Annotated in this window: 23 protein-coding genes, 4 pseudogenes and 1 other annotated feature; of the genes and pseudogenes, 14 read left to right on the forward strand and 13 right to left on the reverse strand. The window is 59.8% G+C overall.

Annotated elements, in window-relative coordinates; all coding sequences use genetic code 11:
- Positions 1-353: 353 nt before the first annotated feature.
- Positions 354-707, reverse strand: a complete 354-nt coding sequence (locus tag GGR23_RS21150; RefSeq protein WP_183368345.1) for an ArsR/SmtB family transcription factor — start codon at positions 705-707, stop codon at positions 354-356.
- A gap of 47 nt (positions 708-754) precedes the next feature.
- On the opposite strand from GGR23_RS21150, the gene GGR23_RS21155 reads away from it, so the two are divergent.
- The 9 genes from GGR23_RS21155 (at position 755) to GGR23_RS21195 (ending at position 8,594) form a co-directional block, all read left to right on the forward strand.
- Positions 755-1,645 (forward strand): cation diffusion facilitator family transporter, encoded by an 891-nt coding sequence (locus GGR23_RS21155; RefSeq protein ID WP_183368324.1) that lies wholly within the window; start codon positions 755-757, stop codon positions 1,643-1,645.
- A gap of 16 nt (positions 1,646-1,661) precedes the next feature.
- Positions 1,662-2,405 carry a cytochrome c biogenesis protein CcdA gene (locus GGR23_RS21160; RefSeq protein ID WP_183368325.1) on the forward strand — a complete coding sequence of 248 codons (744 nt, stop codon included), beginning with the start codon at positions 1,662-1,664 and terminating at the stop codon, positions 2,403-2,405.
- 52 nt (positions 2,406-2,457) lie between these two features.
- Entirely contained in the window at positions 2,458-3,459 is a 1,002-nt protein-coding gene (locus tag GGR23_RS21165) for a sodium:calcium antiporter (protein WP_183368326.1), read from the forward strand.
- The gene (gene lspA, locus GGR23_RS21170; RefSeq protein WP_313291404.1) at positions 3,459-3,962 is read left to right on the forward strand and encodes a signal peptidase II; all 504 of its coding nucleotides are present in this window, start codon (positions 3,459-3,461) and stop codon (positions 3,960-3,962) included. Before GGR23_RS21165 ends, lspA begins: the two co-directional genes overlap by 1 nt.
- A 624-nt stretch (positions 3,963-4,586) precedes the next feature.
- Positions 4,587-5,267, forward strand: coding sequence for a cytochrome P450 (locus GGR23_RS23315; RefSeq protein WP_343066714.1), 681 nt, complete (start codon positions 4,587-4,589; stop codon positions 5,265-5,267).
- A 253-nt stretch (positions 5,268-5,520) separates the two neighbouring features.
- Complete coding sequence (locus GGR23_RS21180) at positions 5,521-6,618, forward strand: L,D-transpeptidase family protein (RefSeq protein WP_382340918.1); 1,098 nt, start codon at positions 5,521-5,523, stop codon at positions 6,616-6,618.
- Position 6,619: 1 nt separating this feature from the next.
- A complete protein-coding gene (locus tag GGR23_RS21185) occupies positions 6,620-6,787 on the forward strand; it encodes a hypothetical protein (RefSeq protein ID WP_183368327.1) in 168 nt (55 codons plus the stop codon).
- A gap of 2 nt (positions 6,788-6,789) precedes the next feature.
- Positions 6,790-7,911, forward strand: coding sequence for a flavin-containing monooxygenase (locus GGR23_RS21190; RefSeq protein WP_183368328.1), 1,122 nt, complete (start codon positions 6,790-6,792; stop codon positions 7,909-7,911).
- A gap of 71 nt (positions 7,912-7,982) precedes the next feature.
- A complete protein-coding gene (locus GGR23_RS21195) occupies positions 7,983-8,594 on the forward strand; it encodes a transglutaminase-like cysteine peptidase (RefSeq protein WP_183368329.1) in 612 nt (203 codons plus the stop codon).
- A gap of 3 nt (positions 8,595-8,597) precedes the next feature.
- Here the strand turns inward: GGR23_RS21195 and GGR23_RS21200 are convergent, their stop codons facing one another.
- The 3 genes and pseudogenes from GGR23_RS21200 to GGR23_RS23560 all read right to left on the reverse strand — a co-directional run.
- The gene (locus tag GGR23_RS21200; RefSeq protein WP_425486197.1) at positions 8,598-9,440 is read right to left on the reverse strand and encodes a cation diffusion facilitator family transporter; all 843 of its coding nucleotides are present in this window, start codon (positions 9,438-9,440) and stop codon (positions 8,598-8,600) included.
- Positions 9,441-9,569: 129 nt separating this feature from the next.
- Positions 9,570-10,226, reverse strand: coding sequence for a DsbA family protein (locus GGR23_RS21205; RefSeq protein ID WP_183368330.1), 657 nt, complete (start codon positions 10,224-10,226; stop codon positions 9,570-9,572).
- Between the two features lie 270 nt (positions 10,227-10,496).
- A pseudogene (locus GGR23_RS23560) lies at positions 10,497-10,661 on the reverse strand (disulfide bond formation protein B); the annotation flags it as partial.
- A gap of 273 nt (positions 10,662-10,934) precedes the next feature.
- Between GGR23_RS23560 and GGR23_RS21215 the strand changes: the two are divergent.
- Positions 10,935-11,483 carry an SCO family protein gene (locus tag GGR23_RS21215; protein WP_343066715.1) on the forward strand — a complete coding sequence of 183 codons (549 nt, stop codon included), beginning with the start codon at positions 10,935-10,937 and terminating at the stop codon, positions 11,481-11,483.
- Between the two features lie 206 nt (positions 11,484-11,689).
- Here the strand turns inward: GGR23_RS21215 and GGR23_RS21220 are convergent.
- From GGR23_RS21220 to GGR23_RS21255, 8 genes and pseudogenes are all read right to left on the reverse strand, one after another.
- Positions 11,690-12,172, reverse strand: a pseudogene (locus tag GGR23_RS21220) (recombinase family protein); the annotation flags it as partial.
- A 36-nt stretch (positions 12,173-12,208) separates the two neighbouring features.
- Positions 12,209-13,440, reverse strand: a protein-coding gene (locus GGR23_RS21225; protein ID WP_183368332.1) for an IS3 family transposase whose coding sequence is annotated in 2 segments (ribosomal slippage) — positions 12,209-13,149 and positions 13,149-13,440 — 1,233 coding nt in all. Because the reading frame shifts where the segments join, the coding sequence is not laid out codon by codon here.
- Positions 13,040-13,156: a sequence feature (AL1L pseudoknot), on the reverse strand. (Overlaps the previous gene by 117 nt.)
- A gap of 54 nt (positions 13,441-13,494) precedes the next feature.
- Positions 13,495-13,892: pseudogene (locus tag GGR23_RS21230) on the reverse strand (transposase); the annotation flags it as partial.
- A 59-nt stretch (positions 13,893-13,951) separates the two neighbouring features.
- A pseudogene (locus tag GGR23_RS21235) lies at positions 13,952-14,362 on the reverse strand (integrase); the annotation flags it as partial.
- A 378-nt stretch (positions 14,363-14,740) separates the two neighbouring features.
- A complete protein-coding gene (locus GGR23_RS21240) occupies positions 14,741-15,883 on the reverse strand; it encodes a hybrid sensor histidine kinase/response regulator (protein ID WP_072492898.1) in 1,143 nt (380 codons plus the stop codon).
- Positions 15,873-16,451: a chemotaxis protein CheB gene (locus GGR23_RS21245; RefSeq protein ID WP_072492897.1), complete on the reverse strand. Its 579-nt coding sequence runs from the start codon at positions 16,449-16,451 to the stop codon at positions 15,873-15,875. Before GGR23_RS21245 ends, GGR23_RS21240 begins: the two co-directional genes overlap by 11 nt.
- Entirely contained in the window at positions 16,448-17,281 is an 834-nt protein-coding gene (locus GGR23_RS21250; RefSeq protein WP_183368333.1) for a CheR family methyltransferase, read from the reverse strand. The genes GGR23_RS21245 and GGR23_RS21250 overlap by 4 nt, the downstream gene beginning before the upstream one ends.
- On the reverse strand, positions 17,278-20,724 hold the full coding sequence (locus tag GGR23_RS21255; RefSeq protein WP_183368334.1) for a response regulator: 3,447 nt from the start codon (positions 20,722-20,724) through the stop codon (positions 17,278-17,280). Before GGR23_RS21255 ends, GGR23_RS21250 begins: the two co-directional genes overlap by 4 nt.
- A gap of 188 nt (positions 20,725-20,912) precedes the next feature.
- On the opposite strand from GGR23_RS21255, the gene GGR23_RS21260 reads away from it, so the two are divergent.
- Both GGR23_RS21260 and GGR23_RS21265 read left to right on the forward strand, forming a co-directional pair.
- Positions 20,913-21,770: a helix-turn-helix transcriptional regulator gene (locus GGR23_RS21260; protein WP_183368335.1), complete on the forward strand. Its 858-nt coding sequence runs from the start codon at positions 20,913-20,915 to the stop codon at positions 21,768-21,770.
- A gap of 370 nt (positions 21,771-22,140) precedes the next feature.
- Positions 22,141-22,869, forward strand: a complete 729-nt coding sequence (locus GGR23_RS21265) for an MOSC domain-containing protein (RefSeq protein ID WP_183368336.1) — start codon at positions 22,141-22,143, stop codon at positions 22,867-22,869.
- Here the strand turns inward: GGR23_RS21265 and GGR23_RS21270 are convergent.
- Positions 22,854-24,545 carry an FAD/NAD(P)-binding protein gene (locus tag GGR23_RS21270; protein WP_183368337.1) on the reverse strand — a complete coding sequence of 564 codons (1,692 nt, stop codon included), beginning with the start codon at positions 24,543-24,545 and terminating at the stop codon, positions 22,854-22,856. The genes GGR23_RS21265 and GGR23_RS21270 overlap by 16 nt on opposite strands.
- Positions 24,546-24,990: 445 nt before the next feature.
- On the opposite strand from GGR23_RS21270, the gene GGR23_RS21275 reads away from it, so the two are divergent.
- Positions 24,991-25,308, forward strand: coding sequence for a PepSY domain-containing protein (locus tag GGR23_RS21275; RefSeq protein WP_183368338.1), 318 nt, complete (start codon positions 24,991-24,993; stop codon positions 25,306-25,308).
- A gap of 31 nt (positions 25,309-25,339) precedes the next feature.
- Positions 25,340-25,951, forward strand: coding sequence for a general stress protein (locus GGR23_RS21280; protein WP_183368339.1), 612 nt, complete (start codon positions 25,340-25,342; stop codon positions 25,949-25,951).
- The last annotated feature ends 395 nt before the right edge of the window (positions 25,952-26,346 follow it).

The following is a 26,346-nucleotide window of genomic DNA, read 5'->3' on the forward strand; positions in this document are numbered from 1 at the left end:
TGTTGCTCGTCAATGCCCCGGCAGTGAGATGGAGCATGAAAGAAGAAGCTACATTTCCTCCGGGTTTAGGCTCCCTTTGGAGGCTATCAGATACCCTGCTACGTAAAGCGGCTTCTGATCGCTCTCTTCCGGATCCAACGGCGCGTACCTTATGATTTTCAAACGTGCCTTTGCCTCCTGATCCTCTGACGCACGCTCACCCGCCCGAGCCAAAGGTCCTCGGCCGCATTCTCAAACGCCTGTCGTGACTACCGTGGATATGATCTCCGGCGTGTGAAATGCTTCCGCCCAGTGCAGGGCACGGGCATATAGCGATCCCGTTGTCTTTCCAAGATTCATTGATGTGCGCGGTTTTACCGGACGCTGTAGTTCCCGCAAGCGTCGATGCCACAGGCCGTCTCACGCAGCAATTCCTCAGCAAGTCTGAGCAGATCCTTCAGGCGCGAATCGCTCAGTCGGTAATGGACGTAACGGCCTCGCTGCTCGCCCGTCACGAGGCCGCACTCGCTGAGACACCGCAAGTGGTTCGACGCGTTCGACTGCGAGAGACCCGTCATCACGACGATCTCGCCCACGGACAAGGACCCTGCGCACAAGGCGTCCAGGATTGATAGCCGCGAGGCGTCAGCCAGTCCCCGGAACAGCTTAGTCCGGACGGCAGCGGCCGGAGCATCGACCCGCTCAATTTGTTTTACATGGCTCGACATATCAGTCACGAATGATATATTTCTCTCTCGAATTAGGGAAGATGGCCATGAACATAGCAGCTTCAACGGACGATGCCGAGACCGCACGCTACCGCGTCACCGGCATGGACTGCCCCTCCTGTGCGGCGAAAATTGAGAAAGCAGTGCGCTCGGTCGGAGTCGAGGAAGTGAAGGTCTCGACAGCCACGCAGATCATGACCTTGCGCGTGGACGATCCCAGTGCCCGTCTTCCCGAGGTAGAACGTGCCGTGACAGGCATCGGCTATAGGCTCGATCGCTTGGGCGCGCCGAGTGTCGATGCCGAAGGCGATATCGACGATCTGCCGAAGGACCTGAGCCATATCACCCCGGCCTATAAGCGGGCACTCTGGATCGTCGTGGCGCTCAATGTCGGCTATGGCCTTGTCGAAATGTTCGGCGGCTTTCTCTCGGGATCGCAGGCCCTCAAGGCTGATGCCCTCGACTTCCTGGGCGATGGCCTGATCACCTTCCTCGGCATCCTCGCGATCGGGTGGAGCCTTGTTTGGCGCGCCCGTTCCGCTTTGATCCAAGGTCTGTTTCTTGGTGCACTTGGTCTTGGGGTTCTCGGGAATACGGCCTATCGCGTGCTGGTGCAACAACAGCCGGAGGCTGAACTGATGGGACTGTTCGCGGTGATTGCACTCGTTGTTAATGTGGTCGCGGTTCTTCCGCTGCTGCCTCACCGGACCGGCGACGCCAATGTGCGAGCGGTTTGGCTGTTCTCGCGTAACGATGCCATTGGCAATGCGGCGGTTGTCGTCGCGGCGGGGCTGGTGGCGTGGACTGCCTCTCCGTGGCCGGATCTGGTTGTTGCCGTCGTTATCGCCGGTTTGTTCCTGCAATCCTCCTGGTCGATTATCCGCGATGCACGGGCGGACCTGCGGGAAGCCGCTCCGGTCACCGGCGCCAAAGCCTGACGGAGGTGCTGCTGTAGTGGACTTTTCCGGCATCGGAATCGCCACGGCCTTTGCCGCGGGGGTCGTTTCCTTTCTTTCCCCTTGTGTGCTGCCGCTTGTGCCTGGCTACATCTCGTATGTTGCCGGGCGCACGATCAGCCCGAATAGGCTCGCGAGCGATATGAGCCTGACGGAGACGGGTCGGACACTCGGCTTGAGCCTCTGTTTCGTACTCGGCTTCACCACCGTTTTTGTCCTGCTCGGAGCCAGTGCAACAGCCTTGGGCGGGGTGCTGCGCATGCACCTCTACGAAGCGAATCTGATCGGCGGCGCGATCGTCATCGTCTTCGGGCTGTTCACCGCCGGTCTCGTGCCTATACCCTGGCTCGAGCGCGATGTGAGATTTCATTCAGGCCCAAGAGGCGGCGGTCCTTTGGCGAGCTATCTTCTCGGCCTTGCTTTTGCCTTTGGCTGGACCCCCTGCATTGGGCCTGTTCTCGGCGCAATCCTGGCGCTGTCGGCCGCGAACGCCACCGTAGGAACCGGAACAGCGCTCTTGGCCGTCTATTCACTCGGCCTCGGCCTGCCCTTCATTCTCGCCGCCCTCTTCATGCGCGGGTTCATGGCGCGAATGAAATCCATGCGGCGGACGGGGCGCGTTCTGAAGATCGTCGCCGGCGGGGTCATGGTTATCATGGGGGTCGCGATGATCACCGGTCATCTCAGCAGTTTCGCGATCTGGCTCCTCCAGACGTTTCCCGCGCTCGGCCGCATCGGATGAACACAATGGCAATGACGCCAAACCCGCAAGACGACCCGGAAGTTGAGGCGAAATGAGTGTCTGGATCTGGGTAGCGGTTCTGCTTGCAGCCGTGTACGCCGCGCACTGGGGGTCGGAGCACTTGGCCGATCCCTTCAAGAAGTTGCGCCGGCAATGGGGCATCTCGGCCGCAGCAGGCGGCTCGCTGATCGGCATCGCTACCGCCAGCCCGGAAGTCGGGGTCAATATAACGAGCGCAATCCGGGGCGCCTCCGGCATCGGCCTAGGCGCTGTCCTCGGCTCGACCGTGATCGGCATCCCGACCCTCGTCACTATCGGCTATTTGGCGACTCGCAAGCGCGACCTCCCCAACGATCCCGGTCACGACAGACACCTGCAAAAGCATCTGCTCCGTGTCGATCCGGCGGCTGTGGGCGTGCAGGCGCTGCCTTATCTTGGCATCCTCGCCTTGCTCGCCGTTCTCACCCTGCCCTCGGCCTGGCGCGGTCTTCAGCCGGTCGATGGTTGGCTTCTGCTCGCCGCCTACATCGCCTACCTCGCCCAAGCGTTCCTGCGCGGACGCGGAGAGGGTGAGCAGGTCGACTGGTCGAAGCGCGAGATCTGGCTGGCCGTTGCCGGCGTGGTGGTGCTCGCGCTGGGTGCCTATTTCACGGTCATTGCGACCCAGAACCTTGTCAAGGAACTCGGCATCTCAACGATCGTCGGCGGCCTCTTCATCACCGCGCCGGTGGCGGCTCTGCCGGAAGCTTTCGCCGCCTGGAGCGTCGCCCGATCCGGCCAGATCACGCCGGCGCTTACTAACATCATCGGCGATCACGCCATGGCCGTGACCGTAGGCTTCCTGCCCCTGGCGCTGGTTGGGACCTCCATCGAGAACTTCCATCTGTTCTGGGTCAGCTTCGTCTTCGTCGCGCTCATGCCCGTGCTCTACGCCGCCTTTATTCGCTGGGGCGGCTCTGAGCCCGGCTTCCGGCGCTGGCAGGTTATCGTTCTGGTCGGCACCTATGCGACTTACGTGCTGATCGTCCTCTTCTGGGTTCTCGAGATTTTCTGATGGTGCAGACGCAAACAGCCTCGCATAAATCCGCCTCCATGCTGCGGCTGGGGCTGTCCATTGCGGTCGCCTGGTTCCTGATCGATCAGGTCAGCAAGTGGTGGATCCTCAACAGCGTGATGCGGCCGCCGCGGGTGATCCCGATGACCGAGTTCTTCAACTTGGTCCTCGGGCACAATACCGGCGTAAGCTTCGGGCTTTTCGGCGACACGTCGCCTTGGTTGCTGATGGCTTTCGCGCTGGCTATGGTCATCGGCCTCGTCATCTGGCTGAAGCGTGCCGAGAACCGGCTGACGGCGATTGCACTGGGGCTCATCATCGGCGGCGCGCTCGGCAACGCCCTTGATCGCCTGCGGCATGGCGCCGTCACCGACTTCCTGGATTTCTACGTCGCCACCTATCACTGGCCGGCTTTCAATCTCGCCGATGTGGGGATCGTGAGCGGCGCCGGCCTCCTGCTGTTCGAGAGTATTCGGCCGAGAGGCGAAAATCCGAAAGGCTGACCTGAACTCCATCAGATGAAGGCGCGCTGATGCCGCAACTCCCCCGTGACGCCCGATCAGACGCAACGCTCGCGCTTCTCGCTGATCCCTACAGGTTCAGCTCGAAGCAGTGCCGTGCGTATGGAACGGACCTATTCGAGACCCGGCTTATGCTCATGCGGCCCGACTTTTCTACGACCGAAGCCGATTTATGCGGCATGGCGCCATGATCGGGCGGATCCAGAAAACGCTGCTCGGAAGAGGTGGTGTGCAAGGGCTGGACGACGCGGCCCACCGGCATCGCAAGCAGATGTTCATGTCCCTGATGACACCCGAGCGGATCGAAGGACTGCTAGCCACTACTGCGGCGGAGTGGCAGGCCCGTGCTCGCCTATGGGCGCAGAAGGACGAGATCGTCTTATACGACGAGCTCCACGAACTTCTGACGCGAGCCGCGTGTGCGTGGGCCGGGGTGCCGCTCCCAGAGGCTCAGGTTCGACAGCGGACGCAGGAGATCACGGCGCCGTTCGACGCCGCAGGATCAGTCGGGCCTAGCACTGGCGGGCGCGCTGGGCGCGCAAGCGAGCCAATCGCTGGATCGAGAATGTCGTCGGGCAAATCCGTTCGGGGCAAATCCGCGCGCCGGTGGAATCGGTCGCTTACGTCATCGCAGAGCACCGGGATCTCAACGGTGAGCTGCTGAGCCCTCATATTGCCGCCGTTGAAGTCCTCAACGTGATTAGACCGATCGTTGCCGCCGCTGTCTATATCACCTTCGTCGCCCACGCCCTTCATCACCATCCTGAATGCCGGAGCAAACTCGAAGCTGGCGACGACGGTTCTTACCTAGAACTCTTCGTCCAGGAGGTCCGGCGCTTCTACCCCTTCTTTCCCGCAGTCGCGGCGCTGGTGCGCCGCGACCTCGAGTGGAGAGGATACCAGTTTCCTAGCGGGCGGCGCGTTATTTTGGACCTTTACGGGACGAACCACGACGCCAGTACGTGGGATGCACCTGAGGCGTTTCGGCCAGAGCGGTTTAGCGATTGGGACGGCAGCGCCTTCAACTTCATTCCGCAGGGGGGCGGAGATCACGACATGAATCACCGCTGCCCGGGCGAGTGGATCACGGTCGGGCTCATGAAACAGGCGGCGGGAGTTCTGTCCAGGCACGTCAAATACGATGTGCCGGAGCAGGATCTTCGGATTGACGTTTCTAGGCTGCCGGCCTTGCCCCCAAAGCCGATTAATTTTCGGTCAAGTGACATGTATGGACGGCCTCCGCTTGGCAAGGACTTTTGGTGTGCCATCGACTGCATCCAACAGTGAGGCGAGCGATATGGCAGGTTGCATCCAGCACCGCGGTCCTTTCCCAGTGATCGGCCATTGAGAAGCCAAGATTATCCGTAATGGCTGCGAACGACTTGCACCGCTCCTATTTCTCCCCTTGCAGCTAAAGTGGCTAGAGGTTTTAGTGTGGCGCAGTCTCGACGATGCGTCATGTTCTACGGTGGTCTTCGAGCGACATAAAGGGGCCGTGGCCCGAAACGCAGCGCGAACAGATCCACCAACGTCAGAGGAAATGCACTTGATCGCGACCATCCGGAGCAGGAAGACCGTCGTTCAGCATGCAACTCGTCGGTTCGCCGGCATGGCGGTCGTGGGACTGCTTCTATCGAGTTGCGTAGCGGCCGACATGGCCTTGGACGGCGTCTCCAGTGCGCCGCCACAGATCCCGAGCAGGATGATCACCGAGATGTCGAAGAAGGGCATGAAGACCGAAAGTCCCGTACTCGTCAGGATCTTCAAGCAGGAGAGCGAGCTGGAGGTCTGGAAGATGGATGGGTCCGGCCGATACGCGTTGCTCAAGACGTATCCGATGTGCAGGTGGTCAGGCAGGCTCGGCCCGAAGACAAGAGAGGGCGACCGTCAGGCGCCGGAGGGCTTCTATCATGTCACCGCGGGGATGCTGAACCCGAAGTCCCAATACTACGTCTCCTTCAATCTGGGCTATCCAAACCGGCTGGAGTCCGCCCTCGGCTACACGGGGGAAGCGCTCATGGTGCATGGCGCGTGCTCTTCGTCGGGTTGCTACGCTCTTACCGACCAGGGCGTGGGCGAGATCTACGCCATCGTTGCGAAGGCGCTTTCATCGGGACAAAACCACTTCCAGGTGCAGGCATATCCTTTTCGGATGACGCCGGAGAACATGGCGCTCCACAGGAGCGACGAGAACCTGCCGTTCTGGCGAACGCTGAAGGAAGGCTACGACGCTTTCGAGCTCACCAAGCAGCAGCCGAAGGTCTCGGTCTGTGGTCGGCGATACGTGTTCAACACCGCCTTTGAAGGCGGGGAGCCGCGCGATCCCCTGGCGGCGTGTCCGATCCCGGTCAGGCAGCCGGACCCGCAGATCATGGCGAAGATCGATGCGGAGAAGCGGAAGGTCGACGCGGCCTTGGCCGAGAGCAAGGCGTCTCCCGTCGCCGCATATGTCGATGGAGGAATGCACCCCAGCTTCCGGGAGCTTCTGAAGAAGAAAGGTCCCGAAAAGCTGGCGGCGAGCATCTCCGGCATCAAGTATCCCGTCAGCCGGCCCGAAGCGGCGCTTGCTGATCCATTCCAGGGCGTCAGGAAGAGGACGGCTGCTGGCGCCATATCCGATCAGTCGTCTGGAGACTGATGTGGCGGACGATCAGCAACAGCGGCAGCGCCGCATCCGGCGCAACAATCGGATCGTGCTCGCTATCCTCGTCGCATTCGTCCTCGGCGTCTTCACAAACAGCTTCTTCCACATCGGCGACGAGGCCCGGCCCGGCGCTGCGACCGCTTCCTCGCAGATGCGCCCCTAGACATGTCATGGGACGCTAGCAACAGCGGCGGAGGCCGTCGGACGGAAGTCCTCGTCATCGGCGCAGGACAGGCGGGGCTTGCTGCGGCGAACGAACTGAAGAAGGCGGGCGTCGACTACCTTCTGTTAGACGCCGCTGCCGCGGTCGGCGATAGCTGGCGGCAGCGGTACGAAACACTGACCCTCTTCACGCCACGGAGCATCAGCAGCCTTCCCGGACTGCCCCTTCCAGGCGATTCCGAGGGATACGCCACGAAGGACGAGTTCGCGGCATATCTTTCCCGATACGCGAAGATGGGCGGCCACCGCATCGAAACCCGGACGCGGATTTCGTCCCTCCGGAGGAAACAAGGCGCGTTGGAGGCCGTCTCCGACGACGGCAGGCTCTATTCTGCCTCGGCGGTTATCGTGGCCACCGGTCCGTTCTCGATCCCACGCATACCATCTATAGCAGAAAGGTTTTCCGATGAGATCCGGCAGATGCACGTCGCAGACTTCCAGAATGCAGGGTCGGTTGCCGAAGGTCCGGTCCTGGTCGTCGGAGACGGAGCAAGCGGAAGGGACGTCGCGCTGGCTCTTGCCACCAGCCACCAAGTCCTTCTTGCAAGGGGACGCGGCCGCAAGCTCTTTCCTGAACGAATCCTGGGGCGGAGTACCTGGTGGTGGCTCCAGCGCCTTGGGCTGCTGGGCGCAAAGCCGGATAGCATCATCGGGAGGAGGATGCGCCGGATCGATCCGTTTCCCAATCGAGGCAACGACGACGCCACGCTGATCCGAAAGGGCGTCGCGCTGAAGCCTAGGCTGGTTTCCGTCGACGGCTGCCATGCCGTCTTCGCGGACGGATCGCGCGAAGCGCCGCGCACCGTGGTCTGGGCGACCGGCTACCGGGACGAGTTCGACTGGATAAGGATCGAAGGCGCAGTGGACGCCGAAGGACGGCTCCTGCACCAGGAGGGCGTCTCTCCGGTTCCTGGTCTCTACTTCGTCGGCAGACCCTGGCAACGGAACAGGGCCTCCGCTCTTATCGCGGGGGCTGGCGAGGACGCTTCCTTCGTCGTCGAAGCACTTCGCCGCTGGATTCGTGAGGATACTCGTCGCTCTGTGAACATCAGAGATGACGGGTAAAAGTTCACAAATTGATCCCCCGTATCTCCCGGACTTAACTTTCAGTTAAGGATCAGGGGGCGGACGAACGAATGAGATTCTCTTTAATTGCCGGCTCGGCGCTCGCTGCTTCTGCGCTCGCCGGCTCTGCGAATGTTGCGGCCTCGGAGACATCCGGTGGGAAAAGCATGATCATCGGAGGAGTAACATCCCAGCCGATCGGCCACTACGAGTTCTGCCAAAGGAACTTGGTCGAGTGCAGCATCCGTCTTTCGTCTTCGCCCGCTCCCGAGCTGTCGGCGCAGGGCTGGGCGGCCATCGAAGAGGTCAACCGTTCCGTCAACAAAAGGATCGCGCCCAGGACGGACAAGCAGATCTTCGGCCAGGAGGAGGTATGGGCCTATCCAACCACTGAAGGAGACTGCGAGGATTACGCACTGCTGAAGCGCAGGGAGCTGGCTCGACGCGGCTTCTCTCTCTCCGACCTTCTGATAACAGTGGTGCGCAAGCCGGACGGGGAGGGCCACGCGATCCTGACGGTACGTACTGCTCAGGGAGACTTTGTTCTCGACAATCTTGAAGCTGACGTCAGGGCCTGGAACGAGACCAGCTACCTCTACGTGAAGCGGCAGTCTTCGTCCGACACCGGGCGCTGGGTTAGCATCGAGAGCGGCAAAGACGTGCCCGTCGGCTCCGTCCGCTAGTGCTCACCCCGCCGCCGAAGGAGTTGATCCGACCTCGTGTCCGATGACCTTGGCCTCGTCGTCGCACGAGTGTCCCGGCGTTTCTATCTCCATCGTGCTGTGACCGATCCCGTGTCTCTCCTGCAAGAGGGATCGTGCCCGGCTCTTTAGGCGGGACATTTCGAGGAGAGACGAACTGTCGACCACCAGGTGAGCCTCGAAGGCGTTGTGTCCTTCGTCGAGCGCCCAGACGTGGACATGGTGCACGCCGACGACGCCTTCGACTGAGCGAAGATCTTCGACTACGCGATCGATGTCGACATCGACCGGCGTCCCCAGCATCAGGACGCGAATCGAACCTCCGATCTCCGAAAACGCCTGCCACAGGATGTAGCCTGCGATCAGCAGAGTGATGGCGGGATCGATCCATGTCCATTCATAGAGGAGGATGAGCGTGCCTGCGATGATGACGCCCACGGATCCGAGGGCGTCAGCCACGTTGTGCAGGAACGCGGCCCGGATGTTCATGCTGCTCTTCGACATCGCGTAGGTGAGCATTGCGGTGACGATGTCGACGACAAGCGCGATTCCCGCCACGACGACTACCGTCCAACCCTCGATCGGCTCCGGCTGGATGAAGCGCATTACAGCTTCGTACAGCAGATACAGGCCTACAATGGTAAGCGTCGTGTAGTTGATGAGGGCGGCTACGATCTCGGCTCGTACGTAGCCGAAGGTCATCGAGGTATCTGCCGGGCGTCGTGCGATCCTGCGTGCGCCGTATGCGATGACGAGCGAGGCCGCATCGCTAAAGTTGTGTAGGGCGTCGGCTATGAGCGATAGGCTGCCGGAGAAGATGCCTCCCACGATTTGCGCGAAGGTCAGAAGACATTGACGACGATTGCCCAGCCGATGCGTCTGTCGCCGCCCGCCGCCTCATGATGGTGATGTCCACCCATGTCGCTCCTCGCTTGCTGTCGTGCGTGATTTGGACCCTCAGGAACCCGCCTTTGTGGCCTCCAGTTCCGACGATACCAGGTCGTAGAGGCCCTGTGGGCTGAACTCCGTGAGCGGTTTCCCGTTGACGAAGAAGGTCGGGGTCTGTCGGACGTTGTTGGCTTTCATGTCCGCCACGTCCTGCTCCAGGACGCTGTCCACCGACGAGGAGACCGCATCTTGACGAGCTCTCTCCTCGTCCAGGCCCGCGGCCACTGCGAACTGCCACGCCTTCTCGAGATCGGGCTCCCCATGAACGGCCCACGCCGGCTGCTGTGCCAGAAGCGCTTCAAGGACGCGTTCGAAAAGGTTCTGCTTCCTGGCCGCCTCGAGGATCCTGACGGCCTCGTCGCTTCCTTCATGCAGCGGCGTGTACCGGAGCACCAGGCGTACGTCGTCAACGGTCTGGCCCATTATCTGCTTCCCTCGGGGATAGAAGGCGCGGCAGGCTTCGCAGGACGGATCGAAAAATTCGACGATCGTCACCGGAGCCGCGGCCGGCCCGGTGACGGGCGAGTGCATCCTGACAAGTGTCTCGTTCGAGACGGACCGGGTGGGTGGGGCATCGTCGGTCCTGCCTCCATAGAGGGCGGCCCCGCCGGCGAAGACTGCAACAGCTACGAATGCGGTGGACAGAACGAGGGTACGTCCCTTCATGGTGATGATCTCCGGCGCACGATGAGGAGGAGCGCGATGATGATGGTGAACGCGGCAAGTGACAGCAGCGGCAGCGGGACCGATCCCAAAACCGTCATACCGTCCCCGGAGCAAGAAGGACCTTCGCCGCAAGGCTTGATGGCCTTTGGTATGATCTCGAAGTACAGGAGGTTGTGGAAGGCGGGCCACGAGCCATCCAGGCACGGCGAGGGGAAGCGCGTAGAGCCAGTCTCCGGCGTCGGAGCGCAGCAACGCGGTCCCAAGCACGGCGACCAGCGGGAACATGAAGACGCGCTGGTGCCAGCACAGGTCGCATGGAAGCTGGCCCATCACCTCTCCGATGAACAGTGCCGCCAACGTGGAGACGAGCGCCATGATCCAAGCCACAAACATGAGTGTCGATGCCGCGTCGGCTGCCTGTCCAAACCGGCTCATCGGTACTCCTGCTCTATCCGTACTCCTTATGAGACCTCAAGCTGCTACAGGGTCAGCCGGTCTTCCGGCAAACCCCTGTCCTACGCAGGTGAAGGGTGCGGCACTTCGGCGCGTGACGGCGGCCGGCCATGTTTACGTGTTGACCCTCTAGTAGCTTGAGGGGGTATGGGACCCGCTCGATCAGTTGCATAGAAAGGCGGCGCCGTGAAAGGCCTTCGGATTTTTCGGATCATCACCTGGTGCCTCGTCGCCCTCGTGGGAGGCTGGCTTCTCGTGTTCGGCTACCTGATGCCACTGGATCAGGGCCGGGAGGCGGCGACGACCGTCGCGTCGGCGCCGACCATCGGAAAGCCCTTCGAGCTGACGTCTCACCGGGGCGAGATCATAGACAACGCCTTCCTCCGTGGGAAACCGTACCTTGCCTTCTTCGGCTTCACGCACTGTCCCGACGTCTGTCCGACGATCCTTTTCGAATTGACGGACCTCATGAAGGTACTCGGCCCGACCGCGGACGACTTCAATGTGATCTTTATTACGGTGGATCCGGAGAGGGACGATCTCGAGCTTCTGAAGGCCTACATGAGCTCGTTCGATCAGCGCATCATGGCCCTGCGTGGCACGGAGGAGCAGACGCAGACGGCCGTAAAGGCGTTCGCCGCCTATGCCAGAAAGGTTCCGACCGAGGGAGGCAACTACACGATGGACCACACGGCCGGAGTCTATCTTATGGATGCGGACGGCGGCTTCCGCGGCACGCTGGACATGCACGAGCCGCGTGAGATTCGCCTGCAAAAAATCCGAAACCTTGTTTCGGCTGCTTAATTGCCTTGAACAGAAGGCTGAGGCAAATGCAACCATTTACCGGAAGCCTCTGCGCCTTTGCGGTAGCCCATCCCGACCCTCGGTGGCAGATAGGACGTCTGATTGCGAAGGCTACTCTAGCACTAGACCTTCTGCTTTCGGCCCCGTTCCGGCCTCCACTTTCCAAGCAGTTGATGTCCTTTTGTGCGCGAAGCCGCCATCTTGCCTTAGGAAGATGCGGTTTCTCTGAGGGCGCGATAAACGCTTGCCCGACCTATGTTCAGCGTCTTAGCGATCTCTGTTGGTCCGATCCCTTCGGATCTTAGACGGCGGATCTTAGCGACATCGACGTGGGGTTTTCTGCCTTTGTAGACACCTCTGCTTTTTGCTGCGGCAATGCCTTCCATCTGCCGCTCTCTTCGAAGGTTCGTCTCGAACTCAGCGAACACGCCGAGCATATCAAGGAAAGCTTTGCCGACCGCCGAGCTGGTGTCGATCGGCTGTTCTGTCGCCCTCAGCGTCACCCCATTCTGCTTGAGCAGCCGTACGATGTCCTGCAGATCCCCAACTGATCTTGCCAGTCGATCAACTCGCGTCACGACCAGGCTGTCGCCGTCACGCATGAATTCCAGGAGCGTGTTGAGCTCCTTCCGATCCTGCTTATTCGATCCAGATTTCTTTTCCGCTCGGATGACGGTACACCCGGCTGAACCGCCCCGGCTTTACCGGAGACCGTTTGGTTTGAGTTATGCGGCCATAGCTGGTGCGTCCAGCCTGGCGTAGTATCGTTCTTCTGCCTCTGCAGGCGGGATATTCCCGATGGGTTCCAGAAGGCGGCGGTGGTTGAACCAATCTACCCATTCGAGCGTGGCGAACTCCACGGCTTCAAAGTTGCGCCATGGTCCTCGCCGATGGATGACCTCGGCCTTGTAAAGACCGTTGATCGTTTCGGCGAGAGCATTGTCATAACTGTCGCCAACGCTCCCGACAGACGGCTCGATGCCCGCCTCCGCCAGCCGTTCGGAATAGCGTATGGACACATATTGCGAGCCGCGGTCGGAATGATGAACCAGCCCGCCACGTTTGAAAGGCCGCCGATCATGAAGCGCCTGGTCGAGGGCATCGAGCACAAAGCCCGCATGGGCCGTTCGGCTTGCCCGCCAACCGACGATACGGCGGGCGAAGGCATCAATGACGAAGGCCACGTAAACGAAGCCCTGCCAGGTCGCGACATAGGTGAAATCGGATAACCACAGCATGTTCGGCGCTGGAGCGAAGAACTGTCGGTTCACCCGGTCGAGCGGGCATAGAGCGGACTTGTCCGACACGGTGGTTTTGACTGGCTTGCCGCGAATGACGCCGCGAAGACCCATCATTCTCATAAGCCGAGCGACGGTGCAGCGGGCGATGTCGTAACCTTCTCGCTGCAACTGCCGCCAGACTTTGCGCACGCCATAGACCTGGAAGTTCTCGTTGAACACCCGGCGTATCTCGACTTTCATGGCAATATCATTCCGTTCGCGGGCCGATAGGCGGTCCACGTCCGTGCGCTTGGCGATAACCTCATAATAGGTGGACGGGGCAATCGGCAGCAGTCTGCAGATCGGCTCGACCCCGAGCACCGAGCGGTGTTCGTCGATGAAGGAAATCATCGCTTCAGTGGGCGGTCGAGCTCCGCCTGGGCAAAATACGCCGAGGCTTTGCGTAAAATCTCATTCGCCTGACGAAGCTCGCGGTTCTCCCGCTCCAGTGCCTTCATCTTCTCCGCCACGTCACTCGGCAAACCTGCACGCTTGCCGCTGTCGACCTCGGCCTTCTTCACCCATTCATGGAGGGTATGCGCCGAGCAGCCGATCTTGGCCGCTATCGATGATACCGCCGCCCAGCGCGATGAGTGTTCAGCTTCATGTTCCGTCACCATCCGAACGGCACGGGCGCGGACTTCAGGAGAAAATTTGTTCGTCGTTTTGCTTGTCATAGACCCTACTTCTCACGAGTTGGGGTCTCCGGCAAAGCCGGGGCGGTTCAGTTTGTCTTCGCTGGCCCGTTTGCTCAACGGGTTCTTGAGCCAGGCGTAGAAGCCGCTCGGGTGTACATGGAGAAGCCGACACATCGTCCGCACCGAGAAGCTCAGGCGATGCAGAGCAATGAATGCGTACTTCACTTTGCATCCCTGGCGAAGTACGCGGCCGCTTTTTTTAGGATGTCGCGCTCCTCGGTGACGCGAGTCAGTTCCTTCTTCAGTCGCCTGATCTCATCGGCTTCGTCGCCGCCCTTCCCGTTCGATGCGCTGAACTTCTTCTTCCACTCATAGAGCGAATGCTGGCTGACCCCGAGCCGCTGCGAAACCTCCGCTACGGGGTAGCCGCGCTCGGTGATCTGACGCACCGCATCACGCTTGAACTCTTCCGTGAAATTGCCTTTGCCCATGAAGGCCTCCTTGCCTCAGTTTTAGGGAAGAAGGCGTCTACAATTCTAGGGGCTATTCAAACTTCATCATTGTCGGCGCCGCTGGTCTTCGTACGGCCGAGATGAATGGAAAGAGAGAGCAGGGGAGGGGCCCCGTCAATCTGGATCGGCTCTTCCTGCTGCAGCTGCTCGATCCTGAGGCCCGCGATTTCGCTGCGGCGACGGCCGCCCGAGGCAAAGGCAACCATCAGGATCGCACGGTCTCTGACATCACGCAGGTTTCCCGTCGTGCAGGTTGCGAGCAGTCTGGACAGAAGATCCCCTGTGACGGCCTTGGCGCTTTTCCGCTTCCTTGGTCGCGGCGTCGCACGCACGGCCAGCCGGATTGCGGACCTGAGGGCAGGAGAACCGAAAAAGCCATCGAGGCCGCGCCATTTCGTCAGCGTCGACCAGGTTGCAAGACGCCGGCGCACGGTATCAGGCGCATGAGAGCGCAAGCGATCACTCCTTGACCTCCCGAAATCGAGGGGAGGGCAGGAGCCCCGCTCCTGCTCCCGAGCTCGTGCGGAACAGCTGGAGAGAGGGGGACAAGCGCTAAACCGGAGGGGGATCACCCACCCGGAGGGCCGAGACGTATTTCATGCAAATGCGGCCGGTGCTGCAGGCCGCAGGCCGAAGCATGGGGAGACCGGTTTAGTGCTTGTGGGGGAGAGAGGGCAGAGCGCCTTTCTCCCCTCTCAGTGCGCTGAATAAATTCGCCTTCCGGCCCGAAGGATATATTCCGGCACAGATAGCTTCCAGGCGGCTACGCGCCGTCATTTCCGTCATTCGAGAGCGCCAGAACACATCCTGGAAGCAGCCATTCTCCACTATGGAGCTATCGCTGCCTGTATCGGTAGCTCAAGCGTGAAAACGCTGCCCAACCCCGGACCATCACTCCATACCGAAACATCGCCGCCGTGTAACTCCATGAGTTGTTTGACGAGGGCGAGGCCGATCCCAAGTCCCCCATGAGCATGATTCCGATGCTCTTCGACTTGCTCGAACATCCTGAAAATTGCGCCAGCGGCCTCGGCACTGAGGCCGAGACCATTGTCAGTGACGCTGATGCGATAGGTGCGCGGAAGTAATTCCAGCGCTACCTCAATCTGACCGCCCATCGGCGTGTATTTTGCGGCATTGTTCACGAGGTTTGAAACGCACTGCGTCAGCCGAACCTTGTCAGCGAACATCATGCACGGCTGATCCGGAACGTTGATGGACAAAGCATGGTTTCGCTCCTCGATTGCCTCTTTTGTCATATCCAGCGCGGAGTGAATGGCATCTCTCAAGTCAAAGTCAGACTTTACGAGATTGATTTTGCCCTGCGTTATCCGTGACACATCGAGCAGGTCGTCAACGAGCCTGATGATGTGGTCCATCTGTTGGTGCATGAGGCCATGGATCTGCTCCACCTTGCCAGCATCCGGCTTTCTCGAAAGAAGCTTCAGCCCGCCATTGAGAGCGGCAAGTGGGTTGCGCAGTTCATGGACGAGAACGCCGATGAACTCGTTCTTACGCTTGTCGGCGAGCTGAAGCGCGCGAGTCTGTGCCTCGAGAAGGTCGCGCTGTTCGGAAATCATTTTACGCTGACGATAGAGCTCTGCAAAAATCTCTGCCTTGCTGCGCAGAATATCCGGCTCGATCGGTTTTTGAATAAAGTCGACGGCGCCCGCTTCATATCCCTGGAACCGCCGCTCGGCTGTATGGGTACCGGCAGTCACGAAAATGATCGGAACCCGCCGTGTCCGCTCATTGCCTCGCATAAGTTCGGCAAGTTCGAAGCCGTTCAGTCCTGGCATCTGAACGTCAATCAGCGCCAGTGCCACATCATGTTGGAGCAGAAGCTCGAGAGCCTCATCGCCGGACCGCGCCTTCAATAGCATCAGCTCGTCGCGTTGTAGCAGAGCTTCCAGAGAAAGCAGGTTCTCTGGAAGGTCGTCAACCAAGAGGAATTTGACGTCAGTGTTCATTTTCGATGTTCTGCAAATAGGTTGAAATCTTCGACAAGGTCAAAACTTGAGCGCTTGGGCATGCGCGGATGGCAGCTTCGGGCATGGCCCGAGCGAAAGCCTCGGACGGATCCTGAACGATTGCCGTTCCGCCAGAACGAACGACGGCCGAAAGGCCTTGGGAACCGTCATGATTGGCGCCCGTCAGGACAATAGCTGTCAGTTGGCTGCCCCAGGCGTCTGCCGCGCTCTCGAATGCCACGTCGATCGATGGCCGCGAGAAGAGAACCTCTTCCTCGCTGGATAAAGCGACATGCGTTCGCCCCTCGAGCGACAAATGATAATTAGGGGGCGCGAAGTAGATGAACCCGGCTTCCACGGGCTCCTTGTCTTCCGCCTCGATCGCGCGAAGCTGACATTTGAGGTCAAAAATCGCGGCCAGCACACTGCGTTTGTTTGGCGGTAAGTGCACCACGACGAAGATAGGATACGGATAAGTCGCAGGCAGTGGCGGCAATATCATGGACAGCGCTTCCAGCGCCCCAGCGGAGGCGCCGATGATGATCGCACCGTTCGGATTGTCCTTCACGAGCCGATCCTCTGATAGATCTTCTCATCTCGGACGAACTCCCGGAAGCCATCGGCATGCGTTGAAAACCGCAGTGTTTCCTTCGAGCCCAGCCCGAGAAAGCCGTTGCGTGGCAGCGTATCCCGGAAAAGACCGACAGCCCTGTCCTGTAGATCCCGGTCGAAATAGATCATGACGTTCCGGCAGGAGACCAGTTGCATCTCACCAAAGACCTGGTCCGTCACAAGACTATGATCTGAGAACACGACATTGCGCCGCAGGCTTTTGTCCAGGATGCACCGGTTGTAGCCCGTCGTGTAATAGTCAGACAAAGATCCCTTGCCGCCGGAGTCAAGATGGTTCTCGGTGAACAATCTGACCCGTTCGATGTCATAGATTCCGGCTTCCGCTTGGGCGAGGGCCTCTGGATTAATATCCGTCGCATAAAAGAGGGTTCGCTCCTCAAGCCCTTCCTCGCGAAAAAGAATGACAAAGGAATAGAGCTCTTCGCCCGAACTGCACCCGGCAATCCAGATCTTCAAGGAGGGGTAAGTGCGAAGATGCGGAACGACTTTCTCCCGGATCGCCGCGAAGTAGGACGGGTCGCGAAACATCTCGCTGACCTGGACCGTAAGGAAGCGGAGCATGTCGTCAAGCATCTCGGGATGATGAAGGACGCGCTCCTGCATGGCTGAGATGGTCGCAAAGCCCAACTGTTCGCGTGCCTGGCGCAACCGCCGCCGGATCGATGACATGGCGTAGCTGCGAAAGTCATAGTGGTAGCGATGATAAAGCGCCTCCAGCAGCAGCCGGATCTCTATATCCTCCACCTTTTCGAACGTCTCCGTCATTGCGGCATCCAGACGCGCACGAGAGACAGAAGCTTTTCGACGTCAAGCGGCTTTGCCATATAGTCATTGGCGCCGGCTTCAATGCAGCGTTTCTGATCGTCAGGCATTGCCTTGGCGGTCAAGGTGATGATCGGCAACTTCTGCCATGCTGAGTTCTTGCGGATGTGGCGGGTTGCGGTGAGGCCATCCATCACCGGCATCATTACATCCATCAAAACCAGATCGATCCGCCCGTCCGGTTTACTCAACGATTGTTCCAGTTTTTCCAGTGCCTCCTCGCCATTTCTGGCGATATCGACGATCACCCCGCGTGGTTCGAGGATGTTGGTCAGGGCGTAGACGTTGCGCACGTCGTCCTCGACGATCAGAATGCGGCGCCCTTCCAGCAGTTCCCCGCGATTGCGGGCTTTGCGGATCATTTGCTGCTGCTCGTCCGGCAGCTCGGAGACGACCTGGTGCAGGAAGAGTGTAACCTCGTCGAGCAGCCGTTCCGGCGATTTCGCACCCTTGATGATGATGGATTTCGAGTAACGGCGAAGCCTCTGCTCTTCTTCTGACGAGAGATCGCGTCCGGTGTAGACGATGACAGGCGGGAAGGAATGCATGCCCGCTTCGCTCAGCGTTTCCAGAAGCGCAAAGCCGGACGTATCCGGCAACGACAGATCCAGCACCATGCAGTCGAAGGTCTGTTCGGCCAGCAACGATAGGCATTCTGCCGCAGTCCCAGCCCCTACCGTTTCGACGTCATTCGACGATAGGAGTTTCGATAGAGCGTCCCGTTGAACGGCGTTGTCTTCAACGATCAACACGCGCCGCAACGTCTGCTGGGCCTTTGCCCCCAGCGACTCGATCATCGACACCAGGCGATCGCGTTGCACGGGCTTCAGCGCATAACCGACAGCCCCCAGCGACATGGCCCGGTCGGAATAGTCTTCGCCGGAAAGGATGTGGATCGGAATATGGCGCGTCCGCACGTCACGCTTCAGGCGGTCAAGCACAGAAAGGCCGGATTGGTCCGGAAGACCGACATCGAGCAGGATGGCGTTCGGCAGATACTGATGGGCGAGTTCCAGGGCTTCTTGAGCGGTTCCTGCTACGAGCGCCTGGAACTTCAGCTCACGGGCGAGATCGCGCAGGATGAGTGCAAAGGATTGATCGTCCTCGACAATCAGCAGCTTGCGGGCTGTTGCCTCGGATGCTGCACGGTCGTCATCGACGATTGCGACGGCCTTCGGCTTTTGTGCGGTGCTCTCTGCTTCCGTGCGGAAGACGGGTTCTGCAGCGGACGCGACGGGCGGGGCAAAATCCTGTTTCGGAGCCTGGACCAGCGCACTGTCGAACTCGGCCGGGATGATGACGGTGAACGTGCTGCCCTCGCCAAGCTGGCTTTGAAGCTGGAAGCGGCCTCCAAGCAAGCGCACGAGTTCGCGAGAAATCGACAGACCAAGGCCGGTGCCGCCGAACTTGCGGCTGATGGTGCTATCCGCCTGATGGAAGGCTTCAAAGATCCGCTTTTGCTGCTCGTGCGCAATCCCGATGCCGCTATCCTTGATCGCAAAGGCCACTTCATTGTCGCCGTGACGGCTGACCCCGAGCGACACGCTGCCCTTCTCCGTAAACTTCACGGCATTCGCCAAAAGGTTCTTCAACACCTGCTCGAGGCGCTGCGGATCGGTATGGATGACGGGCGGCACGCTGGCGGCGACGGAGACGTCAAGCTTGAGACCCTTGTTTGCCGCAAGCGGTTCGAACATGTGGCGCAGTCCGTTGACGGTTCTCTCGATCGACACCGCTTCCGGATTGATCTCCACATGTCCTGCTTCGATCTTGGACAGGTCCAGGATGTCATTGATCAGGTTCAGCAGATCATTGCCCGATGACTGAATGGTCTGGGCGAATTGAACCTGTTGGGCAGTCAGATTGCCTTCGGAATTGTCAGCCAGGAGTTTGGCAAGGATGAGCGAAGAGTTGAGCGGTGTTCGCAGCTCATGCGACATGTTCGCGAGGAAGTCTGATTTGTAGCGGCTGGCGAGTTCCACTTCCTTCGCCTTGGCCTCGATGGCGTCTTTCGACCGTTCAAGATTGTCCCGCTGCCGCTCCAGTTCTTCCGCTTGCTCCTCGAGCTGCGAATTGGTCTGTTCGAGTTCTGCCTGCTGCCGTTCAAGGCGGGTTTGTTGTTCGCGAAGTGCGCGTCCCTGTTCTTCGAGCTCCTCGTTGGAAACGCGCAGTTCTTCGTCCTGGACCTGCAGTTCCTCCGACTGACGCTGGGTCTCTTCCAAAAGAGCCTGGAGGCGGGTTCTGAATTCCGCTGATCGGATGGCGACAGCAATCAGCTCTGAGACCTGTTCGAGAAGCACCAATGTCTGATCGCTGATGGGAGACAGGAAGCCGAGTTCGAAAACGCCGCGGGTATCGCCTTCGACGATTGCGGGCGCCAAAGCTAGATAACGGGGCTTCTGCTGTCCCAGACCGGATCCAAAACTGATATAACCGTCCGGAACCTCACCAACCACGATTGGACGGTGATCCCGCAAGACGTGGCCGAACAGGCTGTCATTTTGGCCGAAGCTTGCAGGAAGCGTCACGTTCGACGGCACGCCATGTGCGGCCATGCGATGAAACCGGCCTGCATTTTCGACATAAATGACACCGGCCACGGCACCGAGATAGTTCGTCAGGAAGCGCAGGATATTTTCACCCAGTTCCCCCATCGGCTGCTCGCCGGCGACGGACGCCGCCAGGCCCAATTGTGCGTCTCGCAGCCACTGCTCGCGCTTCTGCGCCAGAGTGGATTTTCTCACCAGTGCGGAGATCGCGAGGGTCAGGATAATGCCAAGCAGCCCGGACGCCAGGGCGCTCGCCCAGGCGATAATGTAGGACGCATCCATCTCGCTCAGGCGCTGGCTCCGCTCTTCACCAGCCTCATTGCGCAGTTGGGAGATGACGTTGCGGATGCCATCCATATCGCTGCGACCGCGGTCTGTTTTCACCAGAGCCAGTGCTTCGGCCTCTCCTCGAGTCTCGAAGACCTCCAGTGTTTGTGCCATCACTTCGAGTTTGGACGAGACAAACGCCCGAAGTTCCTCGACACTCCCACGCTCGCGCATCTCGGCTGTGGCAGCCGAGCTGATTGTGTCCATTCGGGTCTGAATCTGTGGGAGGGCACGGTGATATGGCGCAAGATAGGCCTCCTCAGAGGTCAGGAGAAAGCCACGTAATCCCGTTTCTGCATCTTGTATGTCGATCAAAAGCAGGTCGAGCGCCACCACAAGACCATGCGTTTGCGTCACTCTCGCATTGCTGTCTCTGACGTTCTGGACTGTGTAAACGGTTAGCGCGGTGCTGATGACGAAAAAGAAGATCGCGGTCACTGCGCCGATAAGAGCGCTTCGCTCCAGACCGAGCATTTTGTTGCCTGTCAGTGCGGATGTTTTTCTGTGCATCATAAGGTCTCTAAATACTCGGTCAGATGATATTATCACGTAAGAGTGACGGCATCGGATACGGGAAATGGCTAGCGGGGTCGCAAAGCGTGTGGTTGCTGTGTCCCATCCACTCCCGCCGATCACGTCAACTTGAATAGAGTCCTAGGTAGCAATAATTTCATGAGGAAAGCAAGATTACGCTAAAAATGGAACCAAATGAGTTGCTTGCCCTTCAGGGGTTGGCTCATTCGCCGCAACGTCACGCAAGGAAGCTCAAGGGCTTCACAGTGGAGCATGTTCGCCCAGAATTGGGTGCTGCTTTCAGTTACGACTGGACGAGCGACCTCCATTTTTGCGCCTATCATGACATTGTCCTGGAAGATGGGGGCATACGTGCAGGGGATGGATCGGAGGACAACCGCCGTGACCTCCGCCACACGCTGACCTATGTCCCGCGGGGTGCACGCGTCACTGGCTGGTCCGAACTCCAAAGACGGAACAATTCGTTCACAGCTATCTATTTTGACCCAGCAGCTATCCGTGAGGAGCTTGGTACCCGCTTCGCTGAACGTGTCGATGAAAAGGTTTATTACCGAAGCGACGAGGTCGCGGCATACCTGCGCCAATGGGCTAGTCTACTGCGGCGAGGCCATTCTGATGCTCTGTACGAAGAAGCACTGGGCCTGATCACCATTTTGGCGATCCACAAAGCAACAATGCCGACATGGAGACAGCCGCCGCCCCTTGGCAGAGCGCCTCTTGCTCTTATCGACGAGTTTATCGAGGAGAACCTTGGCTCAGATCTCAGCCTGTCGAGCCTTGCTGAACTCGCGGGCCTTAGCCGATTCCATTTCAGCAGGGCGTTCAAGGCGGCGACCGGAGAGACCCCATACCAGCACGTGCTCCGACGTCGAATGGAAAGGGCACGATTGCTCCTGGCCGCACGAGAAATGCCCATCGACGAAATCGCCAGCAGGCTGGGCTTTCAGAATAGCGCGTATTTCCAGAGGACTTTCAAATCATGGGTGGGAATGAGTGTGAAGGAGTTCAGGGACCGGATGTAGGTCCTCACTCAATGAGCGCTTCAATTGTCCGGCCAATAAGAACAGAATGTCTGCCTGCGCCTGCGTCGTCAGCTAGGAACTCTGCGAACTCTCTCTGGCCAATCGTGGCTATACGAGAACTGAAATGGGTATCTCGCAATTCGGCCTTACCAAACTGCGTGGACCGGCTTGGAACGCTGGCAAACCAGTTGGCGTCAGCCAACCTTCAAAAATCCCAGCTTGGGCAGTCCGAATCAAGACCTGTAGAAAGGCGTTAGGTTGCTTGCATCAATCTTCGCTAAAAGATTGCAAACTAGTCCCGGGTCCCAGTTTTCTGGAACATCAAGCCGTGTTCGGCGGATATTGAATAGTGGTGAATGAAGGAACAACCATGCGAAAAATCGGTCGAGTGCGGGAAGTCTGGCGCTATCCGGTGAGTTCTCTTGGCGGGGAGACGCTCGCCTCGATCACCGTGTCGCCCGAGGGCATCGCATGCGACCGGCGGTTTGCGCTGTTTGATCCGGAAACCGGCCTTGCCGCCGCGCCCGAGAAGGAAACGCGCTGGCGGCCCGCCCTCTTCATCACCGCCTGGCAACCGGCTTCCGGATTGCCGGTGCTGCGCTTTGCCGACGGCGCGGAGCATGCGCTCGATGATGGCACATTGCCGGACCGTCTGGCGGAGCATTTTGGCTTCCCGGTCGCGGTTGGGCTCGTCGGGTCTGGCGATTACCGCTTCCACGTCGTCTCCAATCGTTACAAGCCGGCGCCGCTTCACCTGGTGACGACGGCTTCGACGGAGGCGCTCGCCGCGATAACAGGCCTTCCGCCACTCGACGCACGACGGTTCCGGCCCTCCGTGCTGATCGAAACGGAAGACGGCGAAGGTTTCATCGAAAACGACTGGGTGGGTCATACCGTGCGGATCGGAGATGCGGATGTCCGCGTCACTGAAGCCTCTCGCCGCTGTGGCATGACGCTCGTGGCGCAGCCCGGGATGGCGGAAGAGCCCGAGGTGCTGCGCGGGATCATGCGCGCCAACAAACGGAATCTCGGCGTCTATGCCACGCCCATCGAGGGCGTGACGATCAACGTCGGCGATGCCGTTTATGCCGAGATCTGAAAGAGCGGATTCTCCGCCTCAGAGATATCATTCAGGATCGCCCGACCAACGGTCTCGCCGATATCCCGGGCACTGGTGATGCCCTGAACGAAGGGCTCCTTGTGCAGCAGGAAGGCGATTGCTGCGCAATAGAGCCGACCTTCCGACATCAGGCCGAGACGCGGGCGATAGAACTCATCGACATCGATGCCGCCGGTGCGCACCATATCGGGGTCCCGGTCGAGCGATAGGATCGCCTCGACCTTAGGCGTCGCGGCTTCGCGCACGCCTCCCTGATCGACAAGCGTCGGAAAAGGGAGATCCGTCGCTGAGAGGGTTTCCTGGCCGGTCGCATCGATGAAGGCCCCGAAGCGATGCGTGGTGCCTGCCACCTCGACCTCCGCGCCGCGCTCCAGGCCGTCCTCGGCCGTGCGGATCGTATAGTCTTCGCCGAGCCGCAAGATCGACAGCTTGCCGGCGCGCGACAGTGCGAGCAGCCTGCGGATCGACATCAGCGGCACGGTTGCATAGTCGTCGATGAAGATGCCCTTGAAGTGGGGGTGGAAGCGCTTGAGGTCTTTCTCGTCCAGATGCGGAATGACGTGCGCGACGATCTCGTGGGTGATCAGGATCGCATAGCGCCACGGCACGGTATAGCGCTTCACCCGGTTTTCATCGGCTTCGGCCAAATTCTTGGCCGCCCAGACGAAGGGATCGCTGTCCGTCCTGTCCGCGTAATAGGCGGCGGCGAAGGTCTCGACCGTCAATTGCGACAGCCCGATGCGGGCGGCATAATCGGGATCGCGGGCGACGATTTCTCCGCGGAACAGCTCGAAGACATCATCGAGCAGGTCGTGACGACCTGTCGCGATCAGCGCATCGATGGCCTCTTCCGTGCAGACGAGCGGCGTCACATAGGGCAGCGGGCAGTAGAAGTCGGCTTCCGGCAGGATGCCCTTGCGGGACATCAGCGTCGCGCGAAAATCCTCAGTCCCTGCAGCCGGCTGATATTGCAGGTCGCCGGCCGCGTCGCTGTAAAACATGCCGTGGGCCGTCGCCACGGTCATCAGGGCGTCGATCCCGCTCAGCGAGGTGCCGAGAATGCCGACGGGTTCATTGCGGATCGACTTCAGAACTGTCGCCGGCCAGGGCGAAACGAAGTAGCCGGGTCGTATTTCGGTGCTGTCGGGCCAATTGTGGCCGGTCGCCATCACGACGTGGTCGAAGACTGCGTCCTCCTCTGCGTCGGGACGGGATACCCTCAGCCGCACTGCGGCCGCCTGTATCTCGATATCGGTGACCTTATGGCGGGCCAGCACGTGGATTTCGTGGCCGCGTTCGCCGGCCAGATTTCGCATCCGGGCAAACTGCGCCTGCATGTAGTCGCCGAGCACGAGGCGCGGATAGAACTCCCGCTCATCAATCGCCTCGCGGCGGATGCCGTGGCGCATCAGCGTGTCCTCATCCTGCCGCCGCAGCCATTCGACCAGAGTCTCGGTGAAAGCCGGAAGCTCGATGCTCGGAATGTTGGAGAGCATCGCCGGGTCATTCATATCGGGGTGATAGGGCGTACCCTTGCCCGGCTCTCCCTCTGCTTCATAAAGGGTGATCGACAGGGGAACGGTCGAGCCGATCAGTTGTTTGAACGTGTAGAGGCCGGTTGGACCCGTGCCGATGATCGCAATTCGTGGAAGCATGGACATATCCTATGTCCGGCGAACAATCTCGCACGGCTGTCGGGGAATGTTCCACCCTTGAAATTGTTCCCGCCCTCATGCGCCCGCGCGAACTAGCCTTCGAGAAAAAGGGGATCGTGTGAACGTGATGTGAGATCGGCTGTTTATGTTATCATGCCTAAATCATAATGACGTGTTCAAGTGTTCGCCTTGTCAAAATACTCCGTCCCTTGGACCTAATGTGAAGCCGGGTTTCGACAGGGGGCATCTATCATACAAGATAATTACGTTAATAAAGAAGTTATATTGGCTCGCCTAGGGAAAGAAACACTGAGGTTAACTTGAGTTTGGCTGTCGATCCGCAGCTTTGGGTTCATACCGCACAGACGTCTAAGGCGGAACTTTCCCCGGGCGCGCGCGTTTTCGCTACCGGACCGAGCAACCAGGTCTGCAAAGAGGAAAACCCATGAAAAAGATGATTTTCGCGGCGGCGCTTGTGTGCGCCACGGCAGTGTCTGCCTATGCCCAGACCACCACTGTTCCTGCGACGGACGGCGACACGCCAGCCGTAGCGACCCCGGAAACACCGAACGCTGCAGCCCCTGTCGAGGGCGCAAATTCCTTCACCGAAGAACAGGCGCGGGAGCGCATCGAAGCAGCCGGCTTCACCGGCGTTGCCGACCTCAAGCTCGACGACCAGGGCGTCTGGCAGGCTACGGCGATGAAGGACGGCAAGTCCATGCCGGTGGCCATGGATTACCAGGGCAACGTCGTCTCCAAATAATTTCGCGGAAACGCAAAGAAAGGTCATTCCCATGAAAACCGTTACCGGACTTTTTGACAACTACAATGACGCAAGCGCAGCCGTCAGCGCGCTGGAAGCGCGTGGCGTCCCGTCTGACGACATCAGCATCGTTTCCAACAATGCTGACAACCGCCACAAGCATGAAGATAACGACAACGGTGCCGCAGAAGGCGCTGGCACCGGTGCCGGCATCGGCGCTGTCGTCGGTGGCGCAGGCGGTCTTCTGACTGGCCTCGGCATCATGGCCATTCCCGGCGTCGGACCGGTTGTTGCAGCCGGCTGGCTTGCCGCCACTGCCGCTGGCGCCATCGCTGGCGCGGTTGCCGGTGGTGCGGCTGGTGGCCTCATCGGCGCACTGACGGATTCCGGCGTCTCGGAAGACGAGGCCCATGTCTATGCTGAAGGTGTTCGCCGCGGTGGCACGCTGGTCACCGCTCGTGTGGATGACGGCATGGAAACCGAAGCTGACATGATCCTCAAGCAGTCCAACCGTGTCGATCCGATGGCGCGCCGCCAGGCCTATTCGGAGCAGGGCTGGACGAAGTTCGATCATTCCGCTGATCCTTACGGCCCCGCCGAAATCGAGCAGGAGCGCGACCGCTATCGGGTTCGCACTGTCTAAAGTCTGATATGCGAGGACCGGCTCACGCCGGTCCTCGACGTTTTCGAGGCACATCATCTATCAACAGGGATGTCGGTTGGCTTTCCGGAACCTCAGAAGGTCACCCATGCGAAGCATTTCCGATACCATCGAGCGGCTCGCGCCCGCGCGCAGGCGCCAGGCGCCACTGGCGAGACGAACAAGCTTGCCCGACTGGCCGATCCTGCGCGAAACCCTGGGCTGCCAGCGGTGCACGTGTAGTTTGAGTGCTCTTCCCGCCCGTGGATGCGCCAGCTATCCCTAGACTTACAGTGGCTTGCGTGAACTGCACCCCGTTTCGACCGGACAGTCGGCATAAGCAGAAAGGCTCAAGCACAGGCTTGGGGACAGGCTTATGTCTAACGAGTATCGACACG

The sequence above is a fragment of the Gellertiella hungarica genome, from assembly GCF_014197145.1.
Taxonomy (GTDB): Bacteria; Pseudomonadota; Alphaproteobacteria; order Rhizobiales; family Rhizobiaceae; genus Gellertiella; species Gellertiella hungarica.

Bases quoted from the DNA above. Each gene is read 5' to 3' on its own strand.
- GGR23_RS21150 (WP_183368345.1), bottom strand. From the start codon at position 707: ATGTCGAGCCATGTAAAACAAATTGAGCGGGTCGATGCTCCGGCCGCT.
- GGR23_RS21155 (WP_183368324.1), top strand. From the start codon at position 755: ATGAACATAGCAGCTTCAACGGACGATGCCGAGACCGCACGCTACCGC.
- GGR23_RS21165 (WP_183368326.1), top strand. From the start codon at position 2,458: ATGAGTGTCTGGATCTGGGTAGCGGTTCTGCTTGCAGCCGTGTACGCC.
- lspA (WP_313291404.1), top strand. From the start codon at position 3,459: ATGGTGCAGACGCAAACAGCCTCGCATAAATCCGCCTCCATGCTGCGG.
- GGR23_RS21180 (WP_382340918.1), top strand. From the start codon at position 5,521: ATGCACTTGATCGCGACCATCCGGAGCAGGAAGACCGTCGTTCAGCAT.
- GGR23_RS21190 (WP_183368328.1), top strand. From the start codon at position 6,790: ATGTCATGGGACGCTAGCAACAGCGGCGGAGGCCGTCGGACGGAAGTC.
- GGR23_RS21195 (WP_183368329.1), top strand. From the start codon at position 7,983: ATGAGATTCTCTTTAATTGCCGGCTCGGCGCTCGCTGCTTCTGCGCTC.
- GGR23_RS21205 (WP_183368330.1), bottom strand. From the start codon at position 10,226: ATGAAGGGACGTACCCTCGTTCTGTCCACCGCATTCGTAGCTGTTGCA.
- GGR23_RS21240 (WP_072492898.1), bottom strand. From the start codon at position 15,883: ATGAACACTGACGTCAAATTCCTCTTGGTTGACGACCTTCCAGAGAAC.
- GGR23_RS21250 (WP_183368333.1), bottom strand. From the start codon at position 17,281: ATGACGGAGACGTTCGAAAAGGTGGAGGATATAGAGATCCGGCTGCTG.
- GGR23_RS21255 (WP_183368334.1), bottom strand. From the start codon at position 20,724: ATGCACAGAAAAACATCCGCACTGACAGGCAACAAAATGCTCGGTCTG.
- GGR23_RS21260 (WP_183368335.1), top strand. From the start codon at position 20,913: ATGGAACCAAATGAGTTGCTTGCCCTTCAGGGGTTGGCTCATTCGCCG.
- GGR23_RS21265 (WP_183368336.1), top strand. From the start codon at position 22,141: ATGCGAAAAATCGGTCGAGTGCGGGAAGTCTGGCGCTATCCGGTGAGT.
- GGR23_RS21270 (WP_183368337.1), bottom strand. From the start codon at position 24,545: ATGCTTCCACGAATTGCGATCATCGGCACGGGTCCAACCGGCCTCTAC.
- GGR23_RS21275 (WP_183368338.1), top strand. From the start codon at position 24,991: ATGAAAAAGATGATTTTCGCGGCGGCGCTTGTGTGCGCCACGGCAGTG.
- GGR23_RS21280 (WP_183368339.1), top strand. From the start codon at position 25,340: ATGAAAACCGTTACCGGACTTTTTGACAACTACAATGACGCAAGCGCA.